A 12,875-nucleotide genomic window follows, 5' to 3' on the forward strand; every position below is an offset into this window, starting at 1 on the left:
ATGAAACAGCATAATGGATTTACTCTCGTCGAGATGATGGTTGCTTTATTCATCGGAGGTGTGGTGCTCGGCGGGGTGATGTTTACCTATATAAGCATGAAGGCAACGACTCGTGACACGATGACAATTGGTGAGCTACAAGAAACTGGCAGACTGGCTATGAATATCATGCAACGTGATATTGAACAGATTGGTTTTTGGGGTACGTTTTATGAAGACTCTTTCTCAGATGCAAATACAAACAGTTTAGGAAATCCCGGTAATGATTGTTCAGAAGGCCTTAATAATGGCAGCTTTCCAGATACGGCTGCAACCAGTAACTTTCGCTCCGTTTATGCAGTGCAAACAACCGGTAACTCAGCCCTTGGATGTATAAACAATGTTGAGAAAAATACAGATGTACTGCAAATTAAGTTTTTAGAAGGCTTACAAATTCAACCTGCCAATACTAGCGATAACTATTACTATTTTATTGCCGAGCAAGAGCTTGCTGAGTTTCAGCGCGGTCCAATCGCGGCTGCAGCTGTAAATGGTAATGCCACGATTTGGCGTTATCGACATCATGTTTATTACATCGCCAAGCAAACGTACACCATTAATGACCAAAGAGTGTCTGTTCCTGTACTTCGACGTAAACGCTTAACTCCTAACAACGGTATGACAACTGAAACCGTTATGGAAGGGGTAGAAAATATGCACTTTGTGTTTGGTCTTGATACTACAAATAACAGTCGTGTTGATACATATAAAAGTATCAGCCAGATGACCAACACTGATTGGGAAAATCGCCGTGGTATTTTGACTGTGCAAGTATTTTTACTTGTGAGATCGCTTTTACCAGGTTCAAACCTTAAGTTAAAAAATCAAACTTATACATTGGGTGAAGATGCAAATAGCCGCGTCCTCACATTTGACGATAACTACCGACGCGCATTATTTACGACCACTATCCGCTTGAACAACGTTGGGGCAAATTTATGGCGCATTTAACTTTGATGCATAAGCAACAAGGCGTTGTATTGATTATTGCCCTGATCATGGTTATTGCGATTACCGGTATTGCTGTGACTTTGATGAGTAGCAGTAGTGTAGATATTAAAATCACAAATGCCGCTCAAGAGAGAGAAACGGCAGAGAATGAATTAATTGGTGATGTACAAAATGTAATTGCTAATGAAGCAAAAAAATTAGGTAACAGCCGGTTTTTCTTTAGTAGAGGGCAAGTTCCTGAAACAGGCCTTGATTTAGGTAATACAAATGACACCTCCAACACTATGTTTAACAAAAATGAAGGCCCTATGGCTTTGAGGTGCCCAAGGCGTTTTGATGATACTGCAGGTTTAAGATGCAATATGGTTGAGATTAATTCAGTGATTGAATATGGCTCTAAAAGTAAGCATAACCTCACTATTACAACAGGGATTGCTCAAGAAATGCTGAGCTTAAATAGTGGAAATTAATGGAGTAAGGCGAGTATGAGAATGAAGCTAAACAGCCTATTTTTTATTTTTGCATGTGTATTTTGCCAAAATCTTTATGCTGAAGATATAGATCTATATGTAAATTATGAAGTAGCGGAAGATGAAAAATTACGAGTACTACTTGTTTTTGATACATCAAATAGCATGGCATTCTCTATAGAGACGGGCAAAGCCTGTAGAAATGAGGGGAAACTTATACTATGTCCAGAAGGAAGTCGTTTAGAAGTCGCACAGGAGGCGATGATTAAATTAATAAACGACAATAGTGATATTGAATTTGGTTTAATGCGGCTTATGAAAGATACTGGTGGATATGTTATTCATGGAATTGGTACAAGTCATAAAGAAATTAAAAATACCATAAGAAACTGGGATGTAACGTCGTTACAGGCAGGAACTCCCCTTGTTGAAACCATTACAGAAGCATGGCGATACCTAACGGGTGATGAAATATCCTATGCTAATTTAGTAGAATCCGTTGTACGTGATACTTCTATTGAACAAAGTGGTAAGTATATTTCTCCTTTCAAGCGGTACTTGGGTGATCCAATTCGTTGCGATAATAGCGTTAATATCATATTAATGACTGACGGTGAACCTTATTGGGATGTTGATCAAGATGACTTTATTAAAGACTTGTACAAAAGTATTTATGGTAGTGTACCTGAACCAGTTGGTAACAGTCATTTATCATCAATGGCAACAATCCTTCATGGGATAGAGAAAGAAAATAGGGACATATATCCCGCAACGAGTATTGTAGATAGCGCGAATGTATACACGATTGGTTTTGGTAAAGGCTTAGGTAAAAACGCACAAGCTATTTTACAGGTGACTGCTGATAATGGTGGTGGTAATTACATCTTTGCTGAGTCTGCAGAAGCGCTAAGTGATGCATTTGATGATGTCGTCGCGAATATCAGAGAAGTCAACTCAACTTTTTCTTCGCCAACGGTAGCATCAAATAATTCAGATAAATTATCACATCGTGATGCAGTTTATTTTCCTATGTTTTTACCTTCAAATAATGCTCGTTGGAGAGGCAATCTTAAAAAGCTAAAAGTTTCCGGTGGTGTCGTAGTCGATGCTAACCTTGACTCCGCCCTTGGTAATGATGGGGCGATTTTATCAACAGCGAAAACATATTGGCAATCCAACAGCAATCTCATTACTGACGGTGGCTCTGTTGATAAAGGTGGGGTTAATGCTTATTTAGCAGAACAATCGAGTATCCCTAATAATGGCCGGAAAGTAATCACAAATTTATCGGGCGGTCGAATGCTCAACTTTACGGTTTATAGAGTTATTATCCACTATGTGAATCGATTTAAAGCTGCCGTTGATTTTAATGCTGACCCAGATGAAGTATTTGATCTCATAAATTGGTCACGAGGACTTGATGTTGATGATGAAGATAAAGACGGTTCAACAGACGACTCTCGCCATGATATTTTTGGAGATGTACTGCACTCTAAGCCTGTTACGGTAGATTATGGCAACAATGATGTTCGTATCCTCATTGGTACTAATGCCGGTTATTTACATATGTTTCAGGACAAAAATGATGTTTTAAGCGAGAGCTGGGCATTTATGCCAGCGGAATTGTATTCAATTATTAAGCCATTACGCGATAAAAAGAAAAGTACAAAAGTGTATGGAGTGGATGGTCCAATAACCGTTTATTTTGATGATAAAAACGAAGACGGCATCGTTAATAATGATGACAGGGTATGGGCATTTTTCGGATTACGTCGAGGTGGTAGCAGCTATTACGGTTTAGATATAACTAACCCTAATTCACCTTCTCTGATGTGGGGAGGGCCATTAAAAAGTGATGATGGAAAATTTTTAGAACTAGCACAAACATGGTCTAAACCTCAAATTACATTTATCAACCTTAAAGGTTATGAAGATAGACCGCTATTAGTATTTGGTGCCGGTTACGACACGAATAAAGATAATTCAATCTCAGCAGATTCTAAAGGTCGAGGCTTATACATTGTAGATGCAGAAACTGGTAAACAAGTATGGGCGTTAACAAGCTCAGAAGGTGGCTTTAAAGGTGAGCATAGTATAGCGTCTGACATACATTTACTTGATTCAGATTACGACGGCTACACTGACAGACTGTATGCAAGTGATACTGGCGGTGGGATCTGGAGAGTTGATTTAGCAACAAACAACCTAAAAAATTGGACGCACTTTCAACTTGCAAAATTAGGCAACAATAACCGCCGCTTTTTTTATGAGCCATATGTTTCAAGAACTTTGTTCAGTAAAGTAACAGAAACAACACTTGATGGTGAAACAACTCACTCAAGAATTGATACCCCATTTGATGCAGTACTTATAGGCAGTGGTGATCGCACAGATCCATTGAATTTAAAAGTTGCTGATAAGCTCTACATGATTCGAGATGTAAACACGGTAACACGAAGTTTTGAAGAAGATGAAATTCCAGGTTTAATTTGGCAATCAGATTTAATGAATGTAAATAGTGATCCGTTCGCCAAAGTGACCGACAGTTTGAAAGACTTTGTTGAATTAGAAGCTGATTTAGCTGAAAAAGATGGTTGGTTTTATAATTTAGGGTGGGGTGAAAAGGCAACCTCTAAGGCTACCGTGTTAGGGGGCGTTGCTTATTTTACTACATATAAACCAGATACCAGTTCTTCATCGGATTCACAGTGCTCAATTGCAGAAGGGCAAGGTTATCTTTATGCATTTCATCTTCACTATGGGACCAAAGTGTATGATTGGTTAAGAACCCCAACAGCGGCAGAGTTACCAGATACACCAACCATGTATGTTGAAGATGGTGAAGTGTATATATTTCCATTACCAAATAAAGACCCAAATTGTACTGAAAACTGTGAGAAAATTGAAGCTAAAGTAGTTAATGGGCCTACCCCTAGCGTTGATGAAAATGGCAATGTTCAGCTTTATGATGAGGAACCACTTAAATTAGAGGTTCATCAAAGTTATATTTATAAGCAAGAAAGAAATGATAATAGCTTATGATTAAACTGTTTGTTGCTTGATTTTTATATTTAATTTTTCTTTATTAAAACTGTGTTTTCAACCCGGGATTTTTTCTGGGTTGAATGCTTTTTATAATCACTTTTTCATTGCTAATTATCTAACTTTATAATCTATCAAAGCAACTTTGTACTGAAAGATTTACACTTAAATTTTTGTAATATCGATCTTTTTTTTATTTTAGCTTTAGGTGGTTTGTAACATTTTAAATTGATTGTAATTTTCTTTTTTACCTTTCTATATTTTCTTGAATTAAATCTTTAAATTTTTTAATAAATAACTGGAATGATATTGTGTATTTATTATAATACTAATTAGTTAGCATTAATAGGTTGTGTTTTTGGAATTTAAAAACACTTTTTACCTGATTTTTCTGACTTAGATACTACTAGGCTAAATGTAGATGAAATATCAACACGAAGGTTTGCTATGAAAAACTTTTCAATTAATCGAAATAGAAAATACAGTGTTCCTAATATACGCAAACAACAAGGCATAGTGCTTATTATTGCTTTGATTATGGTCGTTGCTGTGACAGGTATAGCTGTGACTTTAATGAATAGCAGCAGTGTAGATATAAAAATTACAAATTCAGCTCAAGAGCGTGAAACGGCAGAAAATAGCTTAATTGGTACTGTGCAAAAAGTTATCGCAAATGAAGCAGCAGCAGGTGGCAATAGTGCTTTTTTAATGAAGGCATCTGAAATACCTGAGGGCGGTTTTGGTATGGATGATATGGATGGCGCATCTAATACTATGACAAATCTAAATAATGGTGCGCTAGATTTACCATGCCCACGTAAATTTAACTTTACCGCCGGTGTGTCATGTAACATGGTCCAAGTAGATACCACTATTACTTATGGCACTAAGAGTAAACATACCTTAACGATCAGCACAGGCGTTGCCCAAGAAATGGCTAGCCTCAATACCGGTGGTTAGTGGAGAAAAGTTATGAATTTAGAAAAAATAACTCAATGTATACTGCTAACTTCTTTAGCAGTGTTTAGTTTTTTGGGTCACGCTGAAGATATTGAATTATATGTCAATCACAATGCCAATCTAGATGAAAAACCTCGGGTTCTTATTGTTTTTGATACCTCAGGTAGTATGGCTTTTTCAACTAGTTCAGGTAACAGTTGTGGCTTCTCAAATGGTTTATACATTCCATGTTCAGATAGCCGTTTAGGCGTTGCGCAAGATTCTATTACTAAACTGGTTGATGGTAACGATGACATTGATTTTGGCTTAATGCGTTTTAACAGCACCAATGGTGGCTATGTACTTACAGGCATTGGTTCAGATATATCTGCCTTAAAGACCACAATTGCAGGGCTGCCAGCCGATGGCGGTACACCACTGACCGAAACACTCTGGGAAGCATATCTTTATATAACAGGGCAAAGTCTCTTCTACGGCGAAAAAGTTGATGCCGTACTACGTGATACGTCCATAGAGAAGACCGAAACAAGTACATATATGGAGGAGGTATGTGAATGGCGCTATAACAGTGGGTGGAGGTATGTTTGTTGGGATGAGCCTCGCATTGCTTATAACAGCTCATATATTTCACCGTTTGATAATTCAGAAGAAGTAAAGCGCTGTGATAACTCAGTTAACATTATCTATATGACAGACGGTGACCCATCAGCTGGCTCTGATAATGAACAAGACTCTAATATTAGCGCGTTACACAAGTCGTATTTTGGTAATTATTTAAGTGATAGCGATAAAATTGCCGGAGTGTATTTACACAAGCTTGCAAAAATTATTCACGGTACTGATGATGTTGAAGTTGATTTAAGGCCAACGACGACAGACATTCACGAAACAGGTCGTGTCTATACCATAGGTTTTGGCTCTGGCATGAGTGATAATGGTAAGCGCTTACTATCAGAAACGGCAGCTGAAGGTGGCGGTAAGTACCTACATGCCAATACTGCAGAGCAACTTTCTGAAGCCCTTAAAAATACGATTACTCAAATTCGAGAAGTGAACGATACTTTCACGGCACCATCTATAGCAAGTAACAACGTTGACCAAACACGCAGCCGCGAATCGATTTATTATGCGATGTTTTATCCTAAAACAGGGGCTCGTTGGCGCGGAAATCTGAAAAAGCTAAAAGTATCTGGCGATCAAATTATCGATAGAGATGGTAAATCTGCCTTAAATGAAGATGGTTTAATCGATAAAGACGCTAAAACTTTTTGGCTGCCTAGCGGTGAAAGCGCTGATGGTAATTCAGTTGAGCTAGGTGGTGTAAATCTGTATTTGTCTAACTCTTCTAGCGTGCCGAATGAAGGGCGTAAAGTACTAACAAATGTCAACGGGCGCATGCTTAACTTTACCCGTTATCGGGTTGTATTCCATTACGGGACTATAGACAAGGCTGCCGTTGATTTTGAAGCTGATCCGGATGAAGTTGAAGATCTTATTAACTGGTCAAGAGGTCTCGATGTTGATGATGAAGACAAAGATGGATCGACAACGGATTCACGTAAAGACATCTTTGGTGATCCACTTCATTCAAAACCTGTAACAATTGATTATGGTAATGATGATATCCGAGTTTTAATAGGCACTAATGCCGGTTACTTGCACATGTTCCAAGATAAAAATGATGTGCTAAGTGAAAGCTGGGCGTTTATCCCTAGAAGCTTGTATAAAATAATAAAGCCACTTCGTGATAACCAAGCAGATACCAAGGTTTATGGTGTTGACGGGCCAATCTCAGTATTCTTTGATGATCAAAATAGTGATGGAGTAGTAAATGGCTCAGACCGAGTTTGGGCATTCTTTGGCTTAAGACGCGGTGGAAATTACTACTACGGACTCGACATAACTAACCCAGACTCGCCAAGTTTACTGTGGGATCAACCAATTGTAGGTGGCACAGGTGACTTTAAAGAATTAGGGCAAACTTGGTCTAAACCTACAGTGACGTATGTGAATCTAGATGGTTATAAAGACAGGCCCGTGCTTATTTTTGGTGCGGGTTACGATACAAACAAAGACAATGTTATTCGTACAGATGATACCCATGGACGTGGTATTTTTATTGTTGACGCGCAAACGGGCAAAAAAGTGTGGGCATTAACGCCGAATGAAAATGGCTTTTTAGGTAAGCATAGTATTGCGTCAGATATTAGTATCTTAGATTCTGACTATGATGGTTATATTGATAGGCTATATGCAACGGATACAGGCGGTGATGTGTGGCGTGTTGATATGCCTTCTAACAGTCCCAGCGATTCAGAAAACCCATGGACACATTTTAAATTAGCAAGCTTAGGGAGTGCACTTTCAACCCAAGATCGTCGATTTTTCTATAAGCCTTTAATTGCACGAACTATGTTCAGCAAAGTATCAGAAACGGCCGTCAATGGTGAAACAGTAACTACACGAATTGATACGCCATTTGATGCTGTGCTAATAGGCAGTGGTAACCGCTCTAAACCAACGGGCACTGTTACCAACGATCAGTTATTTATGATCCGTGATATCAATACGGTAACTCAGCCATTCCTTGGTAGTGATGTACCCGCAGCAATTACACAAGCTGACTTGATGAATATGGATTCTGATCCATTTGGAAATGCACTGGACGACGTTGATAAATTTACTGACTTAGAAGTTGAGTTAGGTGAGTATCACGGTTGGTATTACAATTTAGCTTCTGCAGGTGAAAAATCCCTTGCAGCAAGTACAGTTATCGGTGGTGTCGCTTATTTCACAACCTATACACCAGCTTCATCTACAGAAACAGCGAATCAGTGTTCACTAACTGGTGGTTCAGGAAGTTTATACGCTTTCCACTTACATTACGGTACAAAAGTGTATGACAGCTTGAAATTTACTACCTCGAATGATGTTCCTGATACTCCTCAACTTTATTTTGGTGTAGGTGACAGCTGTGTTGATGGTAATAGCGATGGTTACTGTGATGACAATACAGACGAAAAGGTTAAAGAGCAAAGCCAGTTTTTAACCATTGGCCCAGGTATTAAAGGTGAACAAAATCCACTGAAAGTACAGGAGATCCAAGGTCCAGGTTTAGTTATCGAAGATGGTAAAATTAAACTTGTTAGTGATGCAGTTCCCATTGGCTTTGGCTTTAAAACACAACAAACTTTCATCTATAAGCAAGAGCGAAACGATAATAGCCAATAAAGCACTAAGCGACTGCTCTGCCTTACATGTTAAGGCGGAGCATGTGTTAGCTATTTGAATACTCGCCTTAATTGCATAATTATTATTAGCCATCTAAGATAAGAACAAATAGAGGTAAATCCTCTAAAAACAATTATATAGGTTTTAAAAAAATGAACTTTATAAGAACAAAGGGTCATAACGGTTTTACGCTAATCGAGCTGATGATTACTGTAGCTATCTTAGGGATTATCGCGAGCATTGCTATTCCTAGTTATTTTGAGCACGTAAAACGTACCGCTAGAACAGAGGCAATTACTTCGTTATTAGATGCAGCTAATAAACAAGAGCAGTACTTTGTCGATAATCGAGAATATACAAGCACAATTTCTGATTTAGGTATATCTACGACAACAGAGAGTAACTTTTACACCATTAGTGTCGAGGTAGATAACGATGCGGGTACATTTACATTTATGGCAACACCTAAATCAGGCCCACCATTACAAGATGCTGAATGTGAAACATTGTCTATTTCTGATACGGGTTTAAAAACGTCAACAGGGTCTGCTGACTCAAGCACCTGTTGGGGTAAATGAGCTTTATCAATTATCAGTTTGACATTTATCAGTATCAATTAATCTAACTCGGCCTATCGGGCTGACCCTAATTGCAAGCCCTTTGAGGCTTGCTTTACTATATTCTGGGCAGTAGATAAATGTCCCGTTACCTAGCCCCATCGGCATACCTGCTGGGCTAAACGTAACTGCATGACGCGGGTAAGTCAGCATGTCGAACTTACTTATTGCTTCGACTTCCATTAGTTTAGTATCACCACTTTCAAGTACACCAAGCACGCCTCTATCTACAAAAACGGTTAACGATTTGTGCCATATAGCTTTGTTGCATCTGTTGTGTTTTAACGCGCAAAAGGTTACATAGGCATCATTTGTTTGCGCTTTTAGGCGAGTAAACTGCAGCGCTCTTTTCACCGTTTGCATATTGCTTTCTAAACGGTTTTTAGAAAGAAGTGGCTTATATTCAAATAAGGCTATATGCAGCAGGAGTGATAAAATTGATAGCACTACGAGGCTTTCAAACAATGTTGCTCCGTTTAGGCTGCGCAGAGTTATAAGTGCCTTCATCCTTGAAGACTCCGAATAATGGTTATTTATTTAACTGTAATAGAGGTTAAATAGTTGTCAATCTAGTAGTGCTAATTACATGTTTTTGTTGTTTTTCCTTCATACATTGCGGTGCCTGATTTTGAAATAGATAAGGCTTTATTGTTATCATTACTGCTTTTTGAAGGGCAATACACAAATGTACCTGGCTCAGTCCTAATCATACCGCTAGTTTCAAATCTTATAACTCTTGCACCATCAAAACTTAGCGAACTGTGATCGGGTATCTCTTCCATCACGCGCAAAATTATATCGCCTTGGTTAGGGTTAAAAGTACCGTTAGGGCTCTTATCTACAAATACAAAAATACTTCCCAGACTCCAGTCCCCCGAACAAAATACATAGCTATTTTTTTCAATTGCTTCTGTATCGCCTGCGCAAACAATGACTAATTCATCACTACTAGTCGCTTTTGCACGAGCAAAACTAAGTGTGCGTTTTAACTCTAATAAATAACTTTCTGCACGGTCATTTTCTAGCATATCTGAGCTATCCCATAGTGCTATCAGTGCAACGATACCTACAATGGCAAGCGTGACCATCAGCTCTAATAATGTAAAACCCCGTTGTAATGATTTCATTGTTGTCTCTATTTTGAATCACTTTGTTTAATAATATCATGATTGCTGATTTAATCACCGTAATTCATAGCTTTGTTTGCCATCAGCAATGGGATTGTCTAAAATCGAGGCAATCGAGAAATAATAAGTAACCCGAAAATGAAAAAAATCGAAGCAATTATTAAACCATTTAAGCTTGATGATGTACGCGAAGCATTATCAGATGTGGGCATCACAGGTATGACGGTAAGCGAAGTAAAAGGTTTTGGCCGTCAAAAAGGACACACCGAGCTTTATCGGGGTGCTGAGTATATGGTGGACTTTTTACCTAAGGTTAAACTAGACATCGTATTAAGCGACGAAGATGTTGACCGTGCTATCGATGTTATCGTTAAAACATCGCAAACAGGTAAAATTGGTGATGGTAAAATCTTTGTCACTGACGTTGAGCGTGTCGTACGTATTCGTACCGCTGAAGAAGATGAAGACGCGATTTAATTCCAACTGAAAATCGCACCTTGGGGTGGTTTGGGTATATTCGATCGCAAACAGTAAAAAAGGCGCCTAAGGCGCCTTTTTTACTTTAGTCTATTTTAACGCTTGTTAGCTTCTCGCGTTGCTTTAGCGTGTTCACTTAGCTCAGGTAAGCCAAGCTTGTTATAGCTTTTTTCCATGATCTCTAGTGCTTGATCAAGGTAGCTGCTTTGTGAGTAGTGCTCAACCACATATTTACCACGGTTTGCAGCAGCAAGGTATGCCTCACGCTCATAGTAGTATTCAGCAACTTTTAACTCGTAGCGTGCCATTTTATTCAGTAGCCACACTAAACGTTTTTTCGCTTCTGGTGCGTAGGCACTGTTAGGAAAACGTTTTAAAAGTGTTGATAAATCAGTAAATGCGACACGAGTACGGTTTGCATCTCTGTCGGCACGGTCTACACCAAAATATTCTTGGAATGCGTTTTCATCCGCTTTGATGTTTACCAAGCCACGCATGTAATACATGTAGTCTAAATCTTTGTGGTTCGGGTTTAATCGAATAAAACGGTCGATAGTTGCTAGTGCTTGTTCAGTATTACCTGCTTGATAATGCGCAAACACTAAGTCCATTTGTACTTGTTTTGATAGAGGACCAAAAGGGTAGCGAGAATCAATAGCACTTAATAGCTCAATTGCACGAGCATACAAGCCTGAATCTAATGTTTGTTTTGCATCTTCATATAAAGCTTGCGCAGATTTATTAGGAACGCGTTGGATATCTTCTTGATCTGGCGCTGATGAACAGGCACCTAAGCCAAGTACAGATACTGAAAAAACTATGGCGAACGCACGTTTCCCTATTTTATTTATCATTTTATTTCTTACCTTCGATGTCTTCGGCTAGGCCAAGTGAGGAAAACCGAGTAAACTATACGTATTATATTAAAGCGATTCTAACCCAGTCGAGCACAGCTTGCACTGGTAAATTGGGTAAAGTTACTAATGTCAGAGCAAATTTCTCTCCAAGCCGAGGTTCCAATTGACCTTGGCGGTAAACGTCTAGACCAAGTATTAGCGCAATTGTTCCCTGATTATTCTCGTTCACGTATAAAAACGTGGATTTTGGATGATAAAATCACTGTAAACGGCGAAATATTAAACACACCGCGCGAAAAACTACTCGGTGGCGAAGTGGTGAGTGTAGAAACAACCATCGAAGCCCCTCGTGAATACGAGGCACAAAATATCAAATTAAACATCGTTTATGAAGACGATGATATTTTGGTGATCAATAAACCTATGGGATTAGTTGTACATCCTGGTGCGGGTAACCCAGATGGCACGGTATTAAATGCTTTGCTACATCATTACCCTGACATCATTAATGTGCCTCGTGCAGGTATTGTGCATCGTCTAGATAAAGACACCACCGGTTTAATGGTGGTGGCGAAAACAATTCCGGCACAAACTCATTTAGTTTCTGCTTTACAAAAGCGTGAAAACTTCACCCGTGAATACGAAGCAATTTGTAATGGCACAATGACAGCGGGTGGCATGGTTGAAAAACCAATTGGTCGACATGCAACAAAACGTACTCACATGGCCGTGCATGAAATGGGCAAACCAGCTGTGACGCATTATCGTGTTGCAGAAAAATTCCGTGCACATACACGCTTACGTTTACGCCTAGAAACAGGCCGTACTCACCAAATTCGTGTACACATGGCTTATTTAAACCATCCATTAGTTGGCGATCAACTGTATGGTGGTCGTCCGCGCCCGCCAAAAGGCGCGACACCTGAGCTGTTTCAAATGCTACGCGACTTTAAACGCCAAGCATTACATGCTGTTAAGTTATCAATTGCGCATCCAATCACTGGTGAGCTAATGACCTGGCAAGCGCCAATTCCAGATGATATGGCTGCAATGACAGAAGCATTACGCGCTGATACTAAAGCAAACCCAAATATCGAGTTTTAA

11 protein-coding genes are annotated in these 12,875 nt (G+C 39.1%); 8 read left to right on the forward strand and 3 right to left on the reverse strand.

The genetic code is table 11. The features are described from left to right. The 6 genes from HUS62_RS15305 (at position 1) to HUS62_RS15330 (ending at position 9,271) form a co-directional block, all read left to right on the forward strand. Positions 1–990: a PilW family protein gene (locus HUS62_RS15305; RefSeq protein ID WP_175080201.1), complete on the forward strand. Its 990-nt coding sequence runs from the start codon at positions 1–3 to the stop codon at positions 988–990. Beyond that, positions 978–1,460 carry a pilus assembly protein PilX gene (locus HUS62_RS15310; protein ID WP_175080202.1) on the forward strand — a complete coding sequence of 161 codons (483 nt, stop codon included), beginning with the start codon at positions 978–980 and terminating at the stop codon, positions 1,458–1,460. Before HUS62_RS15305 ends, HUS62_RS15310 begins: the two co-directional genes overlap by 13 nt. Before the next feature lie 21 nt (positions 1,461–1,481). After that, complete coding sequence (locus HUS62_RS15315; protein ID WP_175080203.1) at positions 1,482–4,502, forward strand: PilC/PilY family type IV pilus protein; 3,021 nt, start codon at positions 1,482–1,484, stop codon at positions 4,500–4,502. 447 nt (positions 4,503–4,949) lie between these two features. After that, positions 4,950–5,462, forward strand: a complete 513-nt coding sequence (locus HUS62_RS15320; RefSeq protein WP_175080204.1) for a pilus assembly protein PilX — start codon at positions 4,950–4,952, stop codon at positions 5,460–5,462. 12 nt (positions 5,463–5,474) lie between these two features. Then, complete coding sequence (locus HUS62_RS15325; protein WP_175080205.1) at positions 5,475–8,693, forward strand: pilus assembly protein; 3,219 nt, start codon at positions 5,475–5,477, stop codon at positions 8,691–8,693. Between the two features lie 152 nt (positions 8,694–8,845). Next, entirely contained in the window at positions 8,846–9,271 is a 426-nt protein-coding gene (locus HUS62_RS15330) for a type IV pilin protein (RefSeq protein WP_175080206.1), read from the forward strand. A 6-nt stretch (positions 9,272–9,277) separates the two neighbouring features. Here the strand turns inward: HUS62_RS15330 and HUS62_RS15335 are convergent, their stop codons facing one another. Continuing rightward, complete coding sequence (locus HUS62_RS15335; RefSeq protein ID WP_175080207.1) at positions 9,278–9,775, reverse strand: GspH/FimT family protein; 498 nt, start codon at positions 9,773–9,775, stop codon at positions 9,278–9,280. Positions 9,776–9,888: 113 nt separating this feature from the next. Further along, positions 9,889–10,437, reverse strand: coding sequence for a GspH/FimT family pseudopilin (locus tag HUS62_RS15340; RefSeq protein ID WP_175080208.1), 549 nt, complete (start codon positions 10,435–10,437; stop codon positions 9,889–9,891). 138 nt (positions 10,438–10,575) lie between these two features. Between HUS62_RS15340 and HUS62_RS15345 the strand changes: the two genes are divergently transcribed. After that, positions 10,576–10,914, forward strand: coding sequence for a P-II family nitrogen regulator (locus HUS62_RS15345; protein WP_054551748.1), 339 nt, complete (start codon positions 10,576–10,578; stop codon positions 10,912–10,914). A gap of 95 nt (positions 10,915–11,009) precedes the next feature. Here the strand turns inward: HUS62_RS15345 and HUS62_RS15350 are convergent, their stop codons facing one another. Continuing rightward, complete coding sequence (locus tag HUS62_RS15350; protein WP_054561898.1) at positions 11,010–11,768, reverse strand: outer membrane protein assembly factor BamD; 759 nt, start codon at positions 11,766–11,768, stop codon at positions 11,010–11,012. 129 nt (positions 11,769–11,897) lie between these two features. Between HUS62_RS15350 and rluD the strand changes: the two genes are divergently transcribed. After that, on the forward strand, positions 11,898–12,875 hold the full coding sequence (rluD, locus tag HUS62_RS15355) for a 23S rRNA pseudouridine(1911/1915/1917) synthase RluD (protein WP_058585463.1): 978 nt from the start codon (positions 11,898–11,900) through the stop codon (positions 12,873–12,875).

It is taken from the genome of Pseudoalteromonas sp. 0303, from assembly GCF_013349995.1.
GTDB lineage: Bacteria > Pseudomonadota > Gammaproteobacteria > Enterobacterales > Alteromonadaceae > Pseudoalteromonas.

What these genes read in the sequence shown, in the direction of transcription:
- HUS62_RS15305 (WP_175080201.1), top strand. Translation starts at nt 1, where the DNA reads ATGAAACAGCATAATGGATTTACTCTCGTCGAGATGATGGTTGCTTTA.
- HUS62_RS15310 (WP_175080202.1), top strand. Translation starts at nt 978, where the DNA reads ATGGCGCATTTAACTTTGATGCATAAGCAACAAGGCGTTGTATTGATT.
- HUS62_RS15315 (WP_175080203.1), top strand. Translation starts at nt 1,482, where the DNA reads ATGAAGCTAAACAGCCTATTTTTTATTTTTGCATGTGTATTTTGCCAA.
- HUS62_RS15320 (WP_175080204.1), top strand. Translation starts at nt 4,950, where the DNA reads ATGAAAAACTTTTCAATTAATCGAAATAGAAAATACAGTGTTCCTAAT.
- HUS62_RS15325 (WP_175080205.1), top strand. Translation starts at nt 5,475, where the DNA reads ATGAATTTAGAAAAAATAACTCAATGTATACTGCTAACTTCTTTAGCA.
- HUS62_RS15330 (WP_175080206.1), top strand. Translation starts at nt 8,846, where the DNA reads ATGAACTTTATAAGAACAAAGGGTCATAACGGTTTTACGCTAATCGAG.
- HUS62_RS15340 (WP_175080208.1), bottom strand. Translation starts at nt 10,437, where the DNA reads ATGAAATCATTACAACGGGGTTTTACATTATTAGAGCTGATGGTCACG.
- HUS62_RS15345 (WP_054551748.1), top strand. Translation starts at nt 10,576, where the DNA reads ATGAAAAAAATCGAAGCAATTATTAAACCATTTAAGCTTGATGATGTA.
- HUS62_RS15350 (WP_054561898.1), bottom strand. Translation starts at nt 11,768, where the DNA reads ATGATAAATAAAATAGGGAAACGTGCGTTCGCCATAGTTTTTTCAGTA.
- rluD (WP_058585463.1), top strand. Translation starts at nt 11,898, where the DNA reads ATGTCAGAGCAAATTTCTCTCCAAGCCGAGGTTCCAATTGACCTTGGC.